The 16,841-nt window shown below is 60.7% G+C and carries 14 protein-coding genes; 5 read left to right on the top strand and 9 right to left on the bottom strand.

The genetic code is table 11. The annotated features are described in order from the left end of the window. Positions 1–2: 2 nt before the first annotated feature. Both fadB and ACIPO9_RS10045 read right to left on the bottom strand, forming a co-directional pair. Positions 3–2,150 (bottom strand): fatty acid oxidation complex subunit alpha FadB, encoded by a 2,148-nt coding sequence (gene fadB / locus ACIPO9_RS10050; RefSeq protein ID WP_400780593.1) that lies wholly within the window; start codon positions 2,148–2,150, stop codon positions 3–5. A 591-nt stretch (positions 2,151–2,741) separates the two neighbouring features. Further along, positions 2,742–3,179, bottom strand: a complete 438-nt coding sequence (locus tag ACIPO9_RS10045) for a hypothetical protein (RefSeq protein WP_400780590.1) — start codon at positions 3,177–3,179, stop codon at positions 2,742–2,744. 109 nt (positions 3,180–3,288) lie between these two features. On the opposite strand from ACIPO9_RS10045, the gene ACIPO9_RS10040 reads away from it, so the two are divergent. Then, positions 3,289–3,732, top strand: coding sequence for a universal stress protein (locus tag ACIPO9_RS10040; RefSeq protein ID WP_274133349.1), 444 nt, complete (start codon positions 3,289–3,291; stop codon positions 3,730–3,732). 167 nt (positions 3,733–3,899) lie between these two features. Here ACIPO9_RS10040 and ACIPO9_RS10035 read toward each other — a convergent pair whose 3' ends face one another. Continuing rightward, on the bottom strand, positions 3,900–5,819 hold the full coding sequence (locus ACIPO9_RS10035) for an ATP-binding cassette domain-containing protein (RefSeq protein WP_400610412.1): 1,920 nt from the start codon (positions 5,817–5,819) through the stop codon (positions 3,900–3,902). A gap of 539 nt (positions 5,820–6,358) precedes the next feature. On the opposite strand from ACIPO9_RS10035, the gene ACIPO9_RS10030 reads away from it, so the two are divergent. Continuing rightward, positions 6,359–8,287, top strand: a complete 1,929-nt coding sequence (locus ACIPO9_RS10030) for a transglycosylase SLT domain-containing protein (RefSeq protein ID WP_400610414.1) — start codon at positions 6,359–6,361, stop codon at positions 8,285–8,287. 125 nt (positions 8,288–8,412) lie between these two features. Here the strand turns inward: ACIPO9_RS10030 and ACIPO9_RS10025 are convergent, their stop codons facing one another. Then, positions 8,413–9,222, bottom strand: a complete 810-nt coding sequence (locus tag ACIPO9_RS10025; protein ID WP_400780588.1) for an MOSC domain-containing protein — start codon at positions 9,220–9,222, stop codon at positions 8,413–8,415. A gap of 120 nt (positions 9,223–9,342) precedes the next feature. Continuing rightward, positions 9,343–10,269 carry a chemotaxis protein CheV gene (locus tag ACIPO9_RS10020; protein WP_274133353.1) on the bottom strand — a complete coding sequence of 309 codons (927 nt, stop codon included), beginning with the start codon at positions 10,267–10,269 and terminating at the stop codon, positions 9,343–9,345. A gap of 532 nt (positions 10,270–10,801) precedes the next feature. On the opposite strand from ACIPO9_RS10020, the gene ACIPO9_RS10015 reads away from it, so the two are divergent. The 3 genes from ACIPO9_RS10015 (at position 10,802) to ACIPO9_RS10005 (ending at position 13,342) form a co-directional block, all read left to right on the top strand. Beyond that, positions 10,802–11,311, top strand: a complete 510-nt coding sequence (locus tag ACIPO9_RS10015; protein ID WP_400780586.1) for a hypothetical protein — start codon at positions 10,802–10,804, stop codon at positions 11,309–11,311. Positions 11,312–11,831: 520 nt separating this feature from the next. Beyond that, positions 11,832–12,686 carry a sensor histidine kinase gene (locus tag ACIPO9_RS10010; protein ID WP_400780584.1) on the top strand — a complete coding sequence of 285 codons (855 nt, stop codon included), beginning with the start codon at positions 11,832–11,834 and terminating at the stop codon, positions 12,684–12,686. Further along, entirely contained in the window at positions 12,683–13,342 is a 660-nt protein-coding gene (locus tag ACIPO9_RS10005; protein ID WP_400780581.1) for a response regulator, read from the top strand. The genes ACIPO9_RS10010 and ACIPO9_RS10005 overlap by 4 nt, the downstream gene beginning before the upstream one ends. A 283-nt stretch (positions 13,343–13,625) precedes the next feature. Here the strand turns inward: ACIPO9_RS10005 and ACIPO9_RS10000 are convergent, their stop codons facing one another. The 4 genes from ACIPO9_RS10000 to ACIPO9_RS09985 form a co-directional block, all read right to left on the bottom strand. Further along, a complete protein-coding gene (locus ACIPO9_RS10000) occupies positions 13,626–14,003 on the bottom strand; it encodes a response regulator (RefSeq protein WP_274133356.1) in 378 nt (125 codons plus the stop codon). A 167-nt stretch (positions 14,004–14,170) separates the two neighbouring features. Further along, positions 14,171–15,352, bottom strand: coding sequence for a hybrid sensor histidine kinase/response regulator (locus ACIPO9_RS09995; RefSeq protein ID WP_274133357.1), 1,182 nt, complete (start codon positions 15,350–15,352; stop codon positions 14,171–14,173). Further along, positions 15,346–15,975 (bottom strand): chemotaxis protein CheB, encoded by a 630-nt coding sequence (locus ACIPO9_RS09990; RefSeq protein ID WP_274133358.1) that lies wholly within the window; start codon positions 15,973–15,975, stop codon positions 15,346–15,348. Before ACIPO9_RS09990 ends, ACIPO9_RS09995 begins: the two co-directional genes overlap by 7 nt. Continuing rightward, entirely contained in the window at positions 15,972–16,793 is an 822-nt protein-coding gene (locus tag ACIPO9_RS09985) for a protein-glutamate O-methyltransferase CheR (RefSeq protein WP_274133359.1), read from the bottom strand. The genes ACIPO9_RS09990 and ACIPO9_RS09985 overlap by 4 nt, the downstream gene beginning before the upstream one ends. Positions 16,794–16,841: the final 48 nt, after the last annotated feature.

Here is a 16,841-nt window from a genome sequence, read left to right as displayed (position 1 = left end):
ACTTAGCCGAAGAAGCGCTGGCCGGTCTTGGCCATTTCACGCAGCTTCGCAGTGGGGTGGTACAAAGCGCCCAGATCAGCGTATTGGTCAGCCAGGGCAACGAATTGGGCGACACCGATCGAGTCGATGTAACGCAGCGCACCGCCACGGAACGGAGGGAAACCGATGCCGTAGATCAGGCCCATGTCGGCCTCGGCTGCGGTTTCGACGATGCCGTCTTCCAGGCAGCGCACGGTTTCCAGGCACAGCGGGATCATCATCCAGTTGATGATGTCCTCGTCGCTGACTTCCCGTTGCTCATAAACCACCGGCTTGAGCACTTCGAGCACCGAGGCGTCGACAACCTTCTTCGGCTTGCCGTTCTTATCGGTCTCGTAGGCATAGAAGCCCTTGCCGTTCTTCTGGCCCAGACGATTGGCCTCGTACAGCGCGTCGACCGCGGAACGACGGTCGTCCTTCATGCGATCAGGGAAGCCTTCAGCCATGACGTCGCGACCGTGGTGGCCGGTGTCGATGCCGACCACGTCCATCAGGTAGGCCGGGCCCATGGGCCAGCCGAACTTTTCCATGACCTTGTCGATGCGCACGAAGTCGACACCGGCGCTGACCAGCTTGGCGAAACCGCCGAAGTACGGGAACAGGATGCGGTTGACCAGGAAGCCCGGGCAGTCGTTGACCACGATCGGGTTCTTGCCCATTTTCTTGGCGTAGGCCACGGTGGTCGCCACCGCGACTTCGCTGGACTTCTCGCCACGGATCACTTCCACCAGCGGCATCATGTGCACCGGGTTGAAGAAGTGCATGCCGACGAAGTTTTCCGGACGCTTGAGCGCCTTGGCCAACAGGCTGATCGAGATGGTCGAGGTGTTGGACGCCAGGATCGCGTCTTCACGCACCTGCCCTTCCACTTCGGCCAGTACGGCCTGCTTGACCTTCGGATTCTCGACCACGGCTTCGACCACCAGGTCGACATGGCCGAAATCGCCGTAGGACAGCGTAGGACGAATCGCATTGAGCGCTTCGGCCATCTTCGCCGGGGTCAGACGACCTTTCTCGACGCGCTTGCCCAGCAGCTTGGACGCTTCGTTCAGGCCCAGTTCAATGGCTTCTTCGCGGATGTCCTTCATCAGGATCGGCGTGCCCTTGACCGCCGACTGATAGGCGATGCCGCCGCCCATGATGCCGGCGCCCAGTACGGCAGCCTGCTTCACGTCCTTGGCGACTTCGTCGTAGATCTTGGCTTTCTTTTTCAGCTCCTGGTCGTTCAGGAACAGGCCGATCAGACTCTCGGCAGCCGAGGTCTTGGCCATCTTCACGAAACCGGCAGCTTCGACTTCCAGCGCCTTGTCACGACCGAAGTTGGCGGCTTTCTGGATGGTCTTGATCGCTTCGACCGGTGCCGGGTAGTTCGGGCCGGCCTGGCCTGCGACGAAACCCTTGGCGGTTTCGAAAGCCATCATCTGCTCGATGGCGTTGAGCTTGAGTTTGTCCAGCTTCGGCTGACGCTTGGCCTTGAAATCGAACTCGCCGGAAATGGCGCGCTTGATCAGGTCCAGCGCTGCGTCACGCAGCTTCTCGGGAGCAACCACGGCATCCACGGCGCCCACTTTCAGGGCGTCTTCGGCGCGGTTGTCCTTGCCCGAGGCAATCCACTCGACGGCGTTATCGACGCCGATCAGGCGTGGCAGGCGTACGGTGCCGCCAAAGCCCGGGTAGATGCCCAGCTTGACTTCCGGCAGACCGATCTTGGCGGTGGCGGACATGACACGAAAATCCGCGGCCAGACACATTTCCAGCCCGCCGCCCAGCGCGATGCCGTTGATGGCTGCCAGGGTCGGGACGCCCAAGTCTTCGAAGTCGCTGAAGATCTTGTTCGCTTCAAGGTTGCCAGCGACCAGTTCGGCCTCGGGCAGTTTGAAGTTGTCTACGAATTCGGTGATGTCGGCGCCGACGATGAACACGTCCTTGCCGCTGGTGACGATGACGCCCTTGATCGAACCGTCGGCCTTGATGGCCTCGATGGCCTGGCGCAGGTCGTTGAGGGTGAGGCGGTTGAATTTGTTGACGGACTCACCCTTGAGGTCGAAATTCAATTCGACGATGCCACTTTCAAGAGCCTTAACCGTGATGGCTTTACCTTCGTAAATCATCAACTGATCTCCACGATATGGAAGCTGAACAATACGCGTCAGACGCTGAAATCCGGCAAAAAACACGACGTTTCCGTCGGTGCGACCACCAAAAGCCAGGTACCCCGTCGACACGATTCGGGCGTCTGTAAGAGCGTTCCTACGGCAAACGCTCAATTCATACGGCCGTTTGATTTGGGTGCGCCTACCTTCTGCCATATTCCAGCAATTGTCAATTCGCCAGACAGCGGGCATAAGCGGCAAATCACAGGCAAAAGACACATTTGATAAACAAGCATTCAGAAAAATGATTGCGTTCAATGTTTGCAGACGTGACTAAACGCCGGAAGCGACGACCGGCGCGCAATTCTGGAAAAAATCTGGAGGGCCGCAGCAGACAAATGCACCAATAACGTCTACATTCAGCGCACTGCGCCTCAAGACGGGTCATTTTTGCGAAAGAGTGTGAAGCAAATCTGATCAGCAGCAGCGGCCTTGCACCGCTTCTGCACCCCGATGCAGGCACCACGAATTATCGGCCTGCCTGGCCAAACCCCAGCCCGATGTTGTTATCGGGCTTTTTAATGTCTGCGATTTGTGTCGCGCAACCTGTCAGGCCAGCGCTTTCAACACCGCGGCAATGCGCTGCAACACTTCTGTCTCACCTTTCTCGGCCCAGTACAGAGCGATCAACTGCTTGCCTGCCTCGACCTTGTAGACGTCGCCGGGCAGCGTGCGCAGATGGGCCAGCAATTGCATATCCGCACAGGGCTCGCGCCATTGATTGACCCACTCCCCCGGCGTCATTTGCCAGTAGACCCAGCTGTCGGGCTCACGACTCCTGCGGGGCCGATGGTACTGCGCACACGGGCTTGGCGGCTGCACGGGGAGCCAGTGCGGCCACTCCTGGGGGATCAGTTGCATGGCCAGGCCCATGCGCCGCGCTTCCATGCGCATGGCCATCCGGCCGCTCTGGGAACGGGACGGTCGCAGCCAGACCAGAGGGCTTAAAACGACAGCAACGATTGACAGCACTATCCACACCGTCATATGTCTATGCCCCTGTCGCGGGGAGCGACGTGAAAAAACAACGGCGTGCCATGAGGCGCACGAAAAGAGCCATAATTAAAACCATCGCAAACCTCAGAAGGAACATCCCATGTCCTATGAACATATTCTGGTAGCCGTGGACCTCACTGAAGAGTGCGATCCGGTCATCAAGAAAGCCATCAAACTGGCGGTTGCCAGCGGCGCCAAGCTGTCGCTTGTGCACATCGTCGAACCCATGGCGATGGCCTTCGGTGGCGACGTCCCCATGGATCTTTCGCAACTGCAACAGCAGCAGTTCGACCAGGCCAAGGAAAAGCTCGAAGCCCTGAAACTCAAATACCCTGACGTGCACACCGGCGACAGTCACCTCACCTACGGCCAGCCACGCCAGGAAATCCATCAACTGGCCAAGCAGCACCATGTCGACCTGATCGTGGTTGGCAGCCATGGCCGTCACGGCCTGTCGCTGCTGCTGGGCTCCACCGCCAATGACGTCCTGCACGGCGCGCCGTGCGATGTGCTGGCGGTGCGCCTGGTCAAGCGCGTGGAGTAACCTGTTTGCCCTCGTAGCAGTCCGGCTTGCCGGCGACAACGATCCTCAGGACGCCGACGCCGGCAAGCGGAGCGCCGCCCGGCCGGACTGCTACATTGCTGAGCTATCGCAACAAAAAGCCCGAGCCCTTTAGGGGGATCGGGCTTTTTTATTGCTGCGCGCGAGCGTTACTCGTCCAGCTCCGCCCAGCGCTCAACCAGTGCATCCAGCGCTTTGTTCAGCGTTTCGAGGGATGCCAGCACCTTGGCGGTTTCAGCCGCAGGGCGCTGGTAGAAACCGGCGTCGGCGATTTCGGCCTCAACGGCAGCGATCTGCTGCTCCTTGGCGTCGATTTCACCCGGCAGTGCTTCCAGCTCGCGCTGAAGCTTGTAGCTGAGTTTCTTCTTCGCTGCCGGCGCTTCGGCCACTGGCGCCGGTGCGGGCGCTACAGGGGCGACCACCGCGGAGTTGAGCTCGGCCTTGCCGGACTTGCCTTCAGTCACGCCCAGCAGGCGCGGCGAGCCGCCCTGACGGATCCAGTCCTGATAGCCACCGACGAACTCGCGCACCTTGCCCTCGCCTTCGAACACCAGGGTGCTGGTGACCACGTTGTCGAGGAATGCCCGGTCGTGGCTGACCATCAGCACGGTGCCCTTGAAGTTGGAAAGGACCTCTTCGAGCAGCTCCAGGGTTTCGACGTCCAGATCGTTGGTCGGTTCGTCGAGTACCAGCAGGTTGGCAGGCTTGCTGAACAGCTTGGCCAGCAGCAACCGTGCGCGTTCGCCACCGGACAGCGCCTTGACCGGCGTGCGGGCACGCTGCGGGCTGAACAGGAAGTCCCCCAGGTAACTCAACACGTGACGGCTCTGGCCGTCGATCTCGATGAAGTCGCGGCCTTCGGAAATGTTGTCGATCACGGTCTTTTCCAGATCCAGCTGATGACGCAACTGGTCGAAATAGGCCACTTCCAGATTGGTACCGACCTCGACCTTGCCGGCGGTCGGCGTGAGGTTGTCGAGCATCAGCTTGAGCAGCGTGGTCTTGCCGGTGCCGTTGGCACCCAGCAGACCGATGCGGTCTTCGCGCTGCAGGACCATGGAAAAGTCCTTGATAAGGGTCGGGCCACCCGGGTGCGCGAAGCTGACGTTCTCCAGCACCATCACTTGCTTGCCGGACTTCTCGGCGGTATCCAGCTGAATGTTGGCCTTGCCGGTGCGCTCGCGACGCTCGCCACGCTCCACGCGCAGGGCCTTCAGGGCACGCACACGGCCTTCGTTGCGGGTACGACGGGCCTTGATGCCCTGGCGAATCCACACTTCTTCCTGGGCCAGACGCTTGTCGAACAGCGCGTTGGCGGTCTCTTCGGCGGCAAGCATCGCCTCCTTGTGGACCAGGAAGCTGGCGTAGTCGCCGTTCCAGTCGATCAGGCCGCCACGGTCCAGTTCCAGGATGCGGGTGGCCAGGTTCTGCAGGAAGGAACGGTCGTGGGTGATGAACAGCACCGCCCCCTGGAATTCCTTCAGGGCCTCTTCGAGCCAGGCGATCGCGCCGATGTCCAGGTGGTTGGTCGGCTCGTCGAGCAGCAGCAGGTCGGGCTCGGCCACCAGCGCCTGGGCCAGCAGCACGCGACGGCGCCAGCCACCGGACAGCTCGGCCAGGGTCTTGTCGGCCGGCAACTGCAGACGGCTGAGGGTGCTGTCGACCAGTTGCTGCAGGCGCCAGCCGTCACGGGCCTCGAGGTCCGACTGCACATGCATCAGCTTGTCGAGGTCTTCAGCGGTGACGATGTTCTGGCTCAGGTGGTGATATTCGGCCAACAGGGCGCCAACGCCGTCCAGGCCTTCGGCCACGACGTCGAACACGGTACGGCCATCGGCCACCGGCAATTCCTGGGGCAATTCGCCGATCTTCAGCCCAGGCGCCCGCCAGACACTGCCGTCATCGGGCAATTGCACGCCCTTGACCAGCTTCATCATGCTGGACTTGCCAGTACCGTTACGACCGATGATGCAGACCCGCTCACCACGGGCGATCTGCCAGGACACCTTGTCCAACAACGGCATGGCGCCGAACGCAAGGGACACATCGCTTAATTTGAGCAGGGTCATGAGCTTCTCCAAAAACCGGGCGCGCATTCTACCTGAGATGGGCGGGGTTGGGTTCAAATGGTTGGATGGGTGGTTTGTGGGGGTTTGGTGTGGGGGTGTTGTCGTTGATTTGTGGTGTTGGTTTGTGGTGTTGGTTTGTGGTGTTGATTTGTGGTGTTGATTTGAGTGCCAGGTTTGAGATTGTTACGTTGATGCCCTTCGGGCCTATCGCGGGCAAGCGCGCTCCTACATTTGTTGCAACGCGCCATGGCCTGATGAACCGTGTTGGTAGCCTTGGCGCCCGGCGCGAAATTTTCTGGTGTATCACCAAGACTACGCACTCGGTCCTTCAGAATGACGTACGTTGCAAAAAATGTAGGAGCGCGCTTGCCCGCGACCAGGCCCGAAGGGCACCAGATTAAGAATCTAAACTGAACCCCCCCCCCCAACTGCAAGCAATTGTTTCCACACCCCTCCCTTCAACACCTTTGCCCTTCAACCCACGCTGGCAAAAGGCTAAGCTAGCGGCACTTTTCACGGTTCATCTGCACGGAAGTCTCATGCGCAGTCGTTTGTTCAGCCTTTTGTCCTGCCTGCTTCTGTCGGCCACCGCAGCCCAGTCTGTCCACGCGGTGGATCTTGCGACCCAACGCCAGTACTACGATCAAGCCAAACGTGCCCTGGCCAAGGGCGATGCCGGTCCGTACCGCATGTACGGCGCGGCGCTGGCCGATTACCCGCTGGAGCCTTACCTGGCCTACGACGAACTCACCGCGCGCCTGAACAGCGCCAGCAACGAGGAAGTCGAACGGTTCCTGGCCGAACACGGTGACCTGCCCCAGGCCAACTTCATGAAGTTGCGCTGGCTGCGCCTGCTGGCGTCCCGGGGCGACTGGCAGCCCTTCGTCAAGTACTACGACCCGAAACTCAATTTCGTCGAACTGGACTGCCTCAACGGCAGCTACCAGCTCAGTCACAACCTGCGCTCGGAAGGCTACGCCAACGCCGAGCGCATCTGGATGACCGGCAAGACCCTGCCAACCGCCTGCGACACCTTCTTCACCCAGTGGGCGGTAGAGGGCCAGTTGACCGAGCAGAAACGCTGGCAACGCGCCAAGCTGGCCGCCCAGGCACGCAACTACGCGCTGGCCAACCAACTGGTCAACAGCATGACTACCCTGGCCCCTCAGGGTCGCCTGCTGATTGCCGTCGCGCAGAAGCCCGAGATGGTCAACAACCAGGCGCAGTTCATGCCGGCTGACGAGGCCATGTCCGATGTGGTCGGCCTGGGCCTGCGCCGCCTGGCCAAGCAGGACCCGCAGCGGGCGATGGAACTGCTCGACAGCTACTCGCCGGTGCTGCGCTTCTCCCATGAAGAGCAGGTGCAGATCGCCAAGGAAATCGGTCTGACCCTGGCCCGCAGCTACGACGACCGCGCCCTGGGCCTGATGACCAAATACGACCCGGACCTGCGCGACAACACCGTCACCGAATGGCGCCTGCGCCTGTTGCTGCGCCTGGGCCGTTGGGGCGATGCCTACGAACTGACCCGGCGCCTGCCCCAGGACCTGGCCACCACCAACCGCTGGCGCTATTGGCAGGCTCGCTCCCTGGAGCTGTCGCAGCCCAACAACCCGCAGTTGCCGGCGCTGTACAAGGCCGTGTCCCGGGAGCGTGATTTCTACGGCTTCCTCGCCGCCGACCGTACCCAGACGCCGTACATGCTCAACAACAAGCCGTTGATGCTCAGCCAGGCCACCATCAACAAGGTGCGCAATACACCGGGCGTGCGCCGTGCGCTGGAGTTCTACGAGCGTGGCGAAGTGGTCAATGGCCGTCGCGAGTGGTATCACGTGACACGCCGTTTCACCCGTGACGAGATGGTCGCCCAGGCCAAGCTGGCCTACGACATGCGCTGGTACTTCCCGGCCATTCGCACCATCAGCCAGGCGCAGTACTGGGACGACCTGGACATCCGCTTCCCGATGGCCCACCGCGATACCCTGGTGCGCGAGGCGCAAGTGCGCGGCCTGCATTCGAGCTGGGTGTTCGCCATCACCCGTCAGGAAAGCGCCTTCATGGACGACGCCCGTTCAGGTGTCGGCGCAAGCGGTCTGATGCAACTGATGCCGGCCACAGCCAAGGAAACTGCGCGCAAGTTCAGCATCCCGCTGGCCTCCCCGGCGCAGGTGCTGGATCCGGACAAGAACATCCAGTTGGGTGCGGCGTACCTGAGCCAGGTCCATGCGCAGTTCAACGGCAACCGGGTACTCGCCTCGGCCGCCTACAACGCCGGCCCCGGCCGCGTGCGGCAGTGGCTCAAGGGCGCCAACCACCTGGCGTTCGATGTCTGGGTCGAGAGCATCCCGTTCGACGAAACCCGCCAGTACGTGCAGAACGTGCTGTCGTATGCGGTGATCTACGGGCAGAAACTCAACGCGCCACAGCCGCTGGTTGACTGGCACGAGCGGTTTTTCGACGATTTGTAACGTCACTCTGTGGGAGCGGGCTAGCCCGCGAAAGCGATGGGTCAGACAACATCGCGGCGCAAGCCTCTCCCACTTCGCGGGCTAGCCCGCTCCCACAGATGTTGGGCGCAAGCCAGGCACGTCAGCTACTCCAACACCTCAACCTGCATCCCCACCTCGAGCGTTCCGGGCCCGTCATTGACCATGTTCTGCCCGAACCACACCTCGCCCTCTTTCTCCCGATAGGTCTTGAGCGTACTCAGCGGCTCACGGTCCTCGCTGCGCGCACCGGTCGCCGGGTCGATGGTGGTGAGGATGCAGCGCGAGCAGCCCTTGAGCAGGCGAAACTCCATGTCACCGATGCGAATGCGTTTCCAGCCGTCTTCGGCGAAAGCTTCGCTGCCCTCGACCACCAGGTTCGGACGGAAACGCAGCATCTCCTGAGGTCGGCCGATTTTCGCCGACAGGTCGTCCAGCGAAGCCTGACCAATCAGCAGCAGCGGAAAACCATCGGCAAAGCCGACCTTGTCATCCACAGTGCCATAGCCTGAGGGCAGCCAGCGCGCACGTGCGTGGGGGATGTGCACCATGCGGGTCGGCTTGCCGATGAACTCGCTGACCCACTGCGCCGCTTCATCGCCGGCATCGGGCACGCGCAGGGTGTCGCGCCAGACGGTGACGCCGCGCAGGTTGGCCTCGACGTCGTCAGGCAGCGCGACCTCCAGTGGCGAGGTGCCCGGGGCCGAGAGGGTCACCCCGCCCCGAGCATTCCACAGCACCGACAGCTGCGACATGTGCGGCAAGGCGCGCTGGGTGAAGAAGCGGCCAGTGGCTTCATCCACGAGCATCCAGCGTCGATCCCCGCTCAACCCCAGCTCGTCGAAACTGGCCTGTTGCAGAGGCTCCGCCTTGCAGGATTTGAGGGGATACCGATACAGCGCGCTAAGGTGCAGCATGAAAGCGTCCTTGAAGTGACGAAGCGGGAAGCCCCCACTTTATACGAGCCATCACCTTCGCGAACGGTACAGATACAAAAAAGCCCCTCCATACAGCGAGGGGCCTGAAACCCTGGTGACTCAGTTGTCGAGCATCAGACGCTCGCGCACCACATCCACCAGCTTGTCCGGCTGGAACTTGGACAGGAAGTTGTCGCAGCCGACCTTCTTGACCATCGATTCGTTGAAGCTGCCCGACAACGACGTATGCAGCACCACATAGAGTCCGCGCAGCCGCGGGTCGTTGCGAATCTCGGTGGTCAGGCGATAACCGTCCATTTCCGGCATCTCGGCATCGGTGAAGACCATCAGCAGCTTGTCGGTCACCACCTCGCCGCTGTCCGCCCAGCCCTTGAGCATGTTCAACGCCTTGAGGCCGTCACTGGCCACGTGCATTTTCACGCCCAACTGACCCAGCGTATCGCGCAACTGCGACAGCGCCACATTGGAGTCATCGACCAGCAGGACTTCACGGCCGCGAGCGCGCGCCAGCACCGGATCATCGAGCTTGTCGCGGGACACCTTGGCGCTGTAGGGCACGATCTCCGCGAGCACTTTCTCGACGTCGATGATTTCGACCAGTTGGTCGTCGACCTTGCTGATCGCCGTGAGGTAATGCTGGCGCCCGGCACTGCCCGGCGGCGGCAGGATCGCCTCCCAGTTCATGTTGACGATGCGGTCCACGCCGCCGACCAGGAACGCCTGGACCGAGCGGTTGTACTCGGTGACGATGATGGTGCTCGACGGGCCCGGAACCAGCGGGCGCATGCCGATCGCCTGGGACAGGTCGATCACCGGCAGCGTCTGGCCGCGCAGGTTGACCACGCCGCAGACGTACGGGTGGCGTTGCGGCATCAGGGTCAATTTAGGCAGTTGCAACACTTCCTGGACCTTGAACACGTTGATCGCGAACAATTGTCGACCTGCCAGGCGAAACATGAGAATTTCCAGGCGGTTCTCACCCACCAGCTGTGTACGTTGATCTACCGTGTCGAGAATGCCAGCCATCTGTTGCTCCTGGAGCAGGGTTCAAGTGAGTCCGCATAGCCATTATCGGCAGCAGCTGCGCAAACCTGAGTCAGAAGATAAGCGCCTTACGCCGTATTTGATATCACATTAACATCATGTTCTACTGAGAAATATCCCGACCCGGGAACTCATCGACTATAGTGGCTCTTAGCCGCACTCTTTCTGCACCCTCGGAGAAACCCCTAGGGGCATTCCTTATCCGCCATCGGGGCAAACCTGATATTCGCGGTATCTAATTGCCATTATTGTGACGGCATTCTCATTGAATGAATGGAGTCAGATACGTGGTCGCGCTCGCGGAATCCCTCGATCCCCCCGTAAGAACAGTGATAACGGACCGCCAGATCCGACCTGCGACACGAGGAGTTGCGCAAGATCGCGTCTCGTTGGCTGCAAGAAAATTGAGAATTTCAGAAACGCCCTACAGACTTTTAATTGCCTTCAACATTAACTTTGGGCCACTCGCCCCCGGCGACTCTGGATCGCCCGCCATGAAGAGTGGAGATTTCACATGCTGAACGGCAATGAATGGCATCAACTGCACGGTGATTTTCTCAACGACGGCCAACGCCTGCTGGATCGCGCGGACGAATGCCTGAGCCACCTGGAACTGATCAACGACGACAAGGACGCCATCGAAGCCCTGCTCGGCGTCCTGCAACGCATCGCCGGCCTGGCCGACGCTGCCAGCGTGGCGCCGGTCGCGGGTTTCTCCCGACAGTTGCGCTATCTGCTGTATTTCGCAGGCGCCACCGGGCGCTTGCAGCCCAAGGCACTGATGTCGCTGCGCCAGTGCCTGTCGCTGTTGTCGTGGCAGATCGAGCTGATCGACCCCGTCACGGGCCTCTTGCCGCTGGACGATCAGGAGCAGCACGAACTGCTTGAACAGTTCGGCTGCTGCTGCGGCATCGGTACCCTCGAAAACAGCAATACCGTCACCGTCGACTGGCCCGTTACCCTCAAATTAGTGCATCGCGAACCGGCCCCAGACGAGCACGTCGGCCACACCGGCGCACGCTGACCCTTTTCAGTCTCGACGCTGCCGGCATGTCGCCAACCTGGACGACATGCCTGAAAACGACAATTGATCTTCACCATTACCGGAACATGGCCAAACGCGACATGCCTGCAACTTCCTCCTTGCCTCGCGACGCGGCAAGCGGCACGCTGAAGTTCTGAAGCAGGACCCCCCTATTGTTGCGGGGCTTTTCCAACTCCAATAATTAGCACCATCGTTCCACCGCCAGATCCTGACTAATCGGACAAATACCTTGCTGGTCTTATTTACACTCAAGGCTTATTAACGTCAGCATTTAAGGTAAGATCGGCGCCCGCGAATGAACGCCGAAAGTGTTTACGCGCATTACCGTTGTTGAACGTCGACCCCAGATTTTTTGTATACACGTAACAGGCCAGCAGCTGTGCTTCATTCTGTTGACCTCCTTAAGTGGCCTGACAACTATTGCTCAGGTATCCGCAACAATAATCCGATGGCTTCATCCGCTATGCATGGCAGCAACAGTATTTCCAGGTCCTGGGCCTTGGGCTCGAACAAAGCATTACGATGGGCAGCACTCTCGTGCCTGGCAGCAAGCGCATGCAATGTCGGCGTTTACCTTTTCGGCAACGGCCTGCCATGGGGCCTGCTGGTGCTCAACGTCCTGGTTTTCCTGAGCATTGGCTACAGCATCAGCCGTCCCAGCCACACCATCGAGTTTCAGCCTCAGGAACTGGCGCAGCATATGCTCCAGGTCCAGGAGACCGAACGCCATCGCCTGAGCCGCGAGTTGCACGACGACATCGGCCAGATGCTGACCGCAGCGAAGATGCAGAGCGACTGGCTGCAACGCCGGGCCGCCGAGGACCTGCACCCTCAGTGCGCCATGCTCAACAACATTCTGGACGAGACCCTGGCCAAGGTTCGGGACGTGTCGGCCATTCTGAATCCGCGCCAACTGACCAGCCTGGGTCTTGAAGCCAGCCTGCGCGAACACCTGCTGCGCACGCTGGCCGACACCTCGATCCTCTGGAGCCTGGAGTGCCATCAGCGCCTGGCGGGAATCCCCGAGGAGATGGCCGTCGCGGCGTTTCGCATCACCCAGGAAGCCGTGACCAACATGCTGCGCCACGCCCAGGCGCGCAATCTGCTGGTGCGGATTCAGCGCCGTCCCGAAGGCCTGGCGTTGAGCGTATCGGACGATGGCCTGGGGTTCTCCCCGGCCAGCAACCCTGGCCAGCAAGGCCAGCGCGGCATGGCGGGCATGATCGAACGCGCGACGCTGCTGGGCGGCCACCTGACCGTAGACAGCCAGCCCGGCCACGGCACTCATATCCAAGCCCTGTTCCCCTGGGCGCCCCGCGCCCGCGAACGCGCTGACATAAGTAAGCATTCATGATCTGCAATCTTCTTCTGGTCGATGACCACGCCCTGATCCGCGCGGGGGTACGCGCACTGGTGTCTGACATTCCCGGTTACCAGGTCATCGGCGAAGCCGCCGATGGCGCGCAATTGCTGGAAATGACCCTGGACCTGAAACCCGACATCATCCTGCTCGACATCTCGATGCGAGACAGCAACGGCCTGGATGCGCTCGAACGCCTGCACAAGGCACTGCCGGACAGCAAGGTGCTGATCCTGTCGATGCACACCGATCCGCAGATGATCATGCGCGCGCTGGAAGGCGGCGCCCACGGCTACCTGCTCAAGGATGCCACTGCCACCGAGATCGAGCAGGCACTGGAAGCACTGCGCAATGACGAGCGCTACCTGAGCCCCGCCATTGCCCACACGGTGATCAACCAGGCACTGGTCAGCGCCCAGAACACCAGGGCGGAACCGGTGGAGAACCACAACCTCACGGCTCGCCAGCTGGAGATCCTGCGCCTGATCGTGCGCGGCAAATCCACCCGCGAAATTGCCAACGGCCTGAGCCTGAGCGTCAAGACCGTCGAAACTCACCGCTCCCAGATCATGAAACGCCTGCAGATCTACGACGTTGCGGGCCTGGTCCTGTTCTGCGTCCGGGAACGCATCATCAGCCTGGATGATTGACCGGCCCGCACGCCGACACCGCCATCGTCCTGCCCTGTAGCAGCACGGCTTGCCGGCGGGCGATTTCAAGGACGCTGTCGCGGGCAAGCGCGCTCCTACAGGATTGGGGCCAGGCACAGAGACCGCGTTGCTACGGGAAGGTGGCGTGTTTTAGGTGTTGATTCAAGTGCGCGATGGCTCAGGCGGCGCAGAATGCGACGTCAAGGCGCCAGCCGACGCGGAGCGTCAAAACCGGCATTCCCACGCGGAGCGTGGGAACGATCAAAACAACGATCAATAACAACTAATTGAGCAACCGCTGGATCTGCGCATGCAAGCTGTCCATTGTGAACGGCTTGGCCAGAATCGGCGCCTTGCGCGCAATCGGACTGCCGGACTCGACAATCTCCGCCGGATACCCACTGATGAAGATGACCTTGAGCTCCGGTCGCAGCTTGACCGCGGGCTCGGCGATCATCACACCCGACACACCGCCCGGCAGGCGATAGTCAGTGATCATCAGATCCAGGTGAGGTTTGGTGGCGAGGATTTCGAATGCCTGCTCACCGTTCTCCGCCTGCAACACCCGATACCCTTCTCCGGACAGATAGTCGGAGAGCAGCATCAGAATCAGCGGCTCGTCTTCGACGATCAGTACGACATTTTCTGCATCAGAGCTCATTGGGACGCCTTCGATCTTGTAAATAGCTGCCATTACGACCATGGCCCGCGCTGGAGGTTGCGCAGAAAAATCAGTTATTTACCTCAGCGGTCATGACAGATCGAAGCGAGCGCGCTGGCAACCTGACGGCAGCGCTCTGGCCCGATGTTTCCGGTGCCCGAAGGCGTTCAAAGCGGCAGGCTGATGCGGAACATCGAACCCTTGCCCTCTTCGCTTTCCACCGTGATCGAACCCCCGTGGGCGGCGACGATCTGGTCGGAAATGAACAGGCCAAGCCCCAGCCCCGCAACCACATGGCTGGCCGACACCCGCTCGAATTGCTGAAAGATCCGTTTCTGGTTCTCGGGACTGATGCCGATGCCCTGGTCGCGAATCTCCACACGCGCCTCGTTACCCTCGCAGTACACCCGAACCTCAATGGGCTTATGGGCGCCGTATCGCAGGGCGTTGGTCAGCAGATTGGCCACCACTTGCTCAAGGCGGAACTCGTCCCACACCCCGATCACCGGCTCGCTGGCATGCAGGGTCACCACGCTTTCGGCGGCGGCGATCTGCGCCCCGTAGCTTTCCAGCAGGTTGACCACCAACTCCGACAGGTCGAACGCGGTGGTGCGGATCGACAGTTTGCCGGTACGGATACGCGATACGTCGAGCATGTCCTCGATCAGGCGGATCAGGCTCTGGATCTGCCGTTCATCGCGCTCGACCATGGCCTTGAGCTTGTCCATGGTGAACGCCGACGCGTTGTCCTTGGCCAGGTGCAACTTGCGCAACTGGGTTTCGAGAATCAACCCGTTGAGCGGCGTGCGCACTTCATGAGACACGATGGACATGAAATCGTCGCGCATGCGGATCGCGTGCTCGAGTTCATTCTGCGTCGACTTGAGCTCACGCAGCAACGCCTCCTGCTCCTGGCGGCTGCGTTCCAGTTCCTCGACCTGTTGCTTCATGGCCTTGCGCTGGCGGTACAGGTCGACGAATACGTTGACCTTGCTCTTGACCGCATGGATATCCAGCGGCTTGTGCAGGAAGTCCACCGCGCCACTTTCATAACCCTTGAACGCGTAGTTGTACTCGCGTGCGGCGGCGCTGACGAAAATGATCGGGATACTCTTGGTCTTCTCGGTGCTGCGCATCAGCTCGGCCAGTTCGAAACCGTCCATGCCCGGCATCTGCACATCGAGAATCGCCATGGCGAATTCGTGCTCCAGCAGCAGCGACAACGCCTCGACGGCGGTCTGCGCCTTGAAGACCTGGCGGTCCTCGCGCTTGATGAGCGCTTCAAGGGCCAACAGGTTTTCCGGCAGATCGTCGACGATCAGCAGTTTGGCAGTGGTTTCAGTCAGCATGCAATTCGTTCCAGCTCAACCAACAACCGCCCGATATCGGGCAAGGGCAAGAGAAAATCAGGTGTGCGCAGGGCCAGCGCGGCATCGGGCATGGTACGTACCAGCGCGCTGGCCGGGTCCTGGACTACGGTAAGACCACCGTACTCCTTGATTCGTGCCATGCCCTGGGCGCCATCGTTGTTGGCACCGGTCAGCAATACCCCCGCAAGCCTGGAATCGTAGGCATCGGCGGCCGATTCGAAGAGGATATCGATGCTCGGACGCGAGAAGAAAACCCGCTCTTCCTGGCTCAGCGACAGGCTCAGGTCGGCCTCCACAGAAAGGTGATAACCGGGCCCGGCGAAATAGAGTGTGCCCGGCGCGATGGGTTCCTTGTCGGCCGCTTCTTTTACCGGGATCGGCACATGGGCGCTGAACACATCGGCCAACAGGCTGCGGCGCTCGTCGGGCAGGTGCAGGACGGTAATGATCGGCAAGCGATAGCCCTTGGGCAACAGGCGGAAAATCTTCAGCAAGGCCTCGACACCGCCAGCGGAGGCGCCTACCACGATGGCATCGACCGCTGGCAACGCGGGCCTGTCTACACCTGCATCGGCATCGGCGCCGGGAAAGGACGTTCTCATGATTTGCGGTAGATCCGTTCCTGCTTGACCAGAGGCTCGAACCGGTCCTTGAAGTCTGAAAAATCCAGAGTTTCCTTGCTGCCCAGCACCAGGAAGCCCCGGTGGCCCAGGGATTCGTGAAACAGCCCGAATGCCCGGTTCTGAAGCTTCTTGTTGAAGTAGATCAGCACATTGCGACACGAGATCAATTGTGTTTCGGAAAACACGCTGTCGGTGGCCAGGCTGTGATCGGCGAAGGTCACGTTTTCCCGCAGCGTCTTGTCGAAGATCGCATAGTCGTAAGCTTCAGTGTAGTACTCGGAAAACCGCCGCTTGCCGCCCGCCTTGAGGTAGTTCTCGTTGTACACGCGCACGTTCTCCATGGAGTAGATGCCTTGTTTGGCCTTCTCCAGGGACGCGGGGTTGATGTCGGTGGCATAGATGATGGTGCGGTCGAGCAGGCCTTCTTCGCGCAGCAGGATCGCCATCGAATAGACCTCCTCCCCGGTGCTGCACCCGGCAATCCAGATCTTCAACGACGGGTAGGTCTTGAGCAGCGGCACCACTTCGTGGCGGATCGCCAGGAAATGCGTCGGGTCGCGAAACATCTCGCTGACCGGAATCGTCAGGAATTGCAGCAGTTGCATGAACGCCGAAGGGTCGTGCAGCACCCGCTCCTGCAACGCCGAAATGGTCTTGACCTCGAACTGACGCAACGCATGGCCGACGCGTCGCTTGATCGACGCGCCGGAGTAGTCACGAAAGTCGTAGCTGTATTTCAGGTAGATCGCCTCGATCAGCAAGCGCAATTCAATGTCTATGTTTCGCTCAAGGGCCATCAGTAAAACCTGGTCTTTCTACGGGCGTGATCCAGTTGATCGAATCCA

Source organism: Pseudomonas sp. NPDC090203, from assembly GCF_044746765.1.
GTDB classification, from domain to species: Bacteria; Pseudomonadota; Gammaproteobacteria; order Pseudomonadales; family Pseudomonadaceae; genus Aquipseudomonas; species Aquipseudomonas putida_AD.
The sequence above is the reverse complement of the archived record's forward strand: the minus strand, read 5'-3'. Positions and strand labels throughout refer to the sequence as shown.

Coding starts and splice junctions, on each gene's coding strand:
- fadB (WP_400780593.1), bottom strand. CDS start 2,150: ATGATTTACGAAGGTAAAGCCATCACGGTTAAGGCTCTTGAAAGTGGC.
- ACIPO9_RS10045 (WP_400780590.1), bottom strand. CDS start 3,179: ATGACGGTGTGGATAGTGCTGTCAATCGTTGCTGTCGTTTTAAGCCCT.
- ACIPO9_RS10040 (WP_274133349.1), top strand. CDS start 3,289: ATGTCCTATGAACATATTCTGGTAGCCGTGGACCTCACTGAAGAGTGC.
- ACIPO9_RS10035 (WP_400610412.1), bottom strand. CDS start 5,819: ATGACCCTGCTCAAATTAAGCGATGTGTCCCTTGCGTTCGGCGCCATG.
- ACIPO9_RS10030 (WP_400610414.1), top strand. CDS start 6,359: ATGCGCAGTCGTTTGTTCAGCCTTTTGTCCTGCCTGCTTCTGTCGGCC.
- ACIPO9_RS10025 (WP_400780588.1), bottom strand. CDS start 9,222: ATGCTGCACCTTAGCGCGCTGTATCGGTATCCCCTCAAATCCTGCAAG.
- ACIPO9_RS10020 (WP_274133353.1), bottom strand. CDS start 10,269: ATGGCTGGCATTCTCGACACGGTAGATCAACGTACACAGCTGGTGGGT.
- ACIPO9_RS10015 (WP_400780586.1), top strand. CDS start 10,802: ATGCTGAACGGCAATGAATGGCATCAACTGCACGGTGATTTTCTCAAC.
- ACIPO9_RS10005 (WP_400780581.1), top strand. CDS start 12,683: ATGATCTGCAATCTTCTTCTGGTCGATGACCACGCCCTGATCCGCGCG.
- ACIPO9_RS10000 (WP_274133356.1), bottom strand. CDS start 14,003: ATGAGCTCTGATGCAGAAAATGTCGTACTGATCGTCGAAGACGAGCCG.
- ACIPO9_RS09995 (WP_274133357.1), bottom strand. CDS start 15,352: ATGCTGACTGAAACCACTGCCAAACTGCTGATCGTCGACGATCTGCCG.
- ACIPO9_RS09990 (WP_274133358.1), bottom strand. CDS start 15,975: ATGAGAACGTCCTTTCCCGGCGCCGATGCCGATGCAGGTGTAGACAGG.
- ACIPO9_RS09985 (WP_274133359.1), bottom strand. CDS start 16,793: ATGGCCCTTGAGCGAAACATAGACATTGAATTGCGCTTGCTGATCGAG.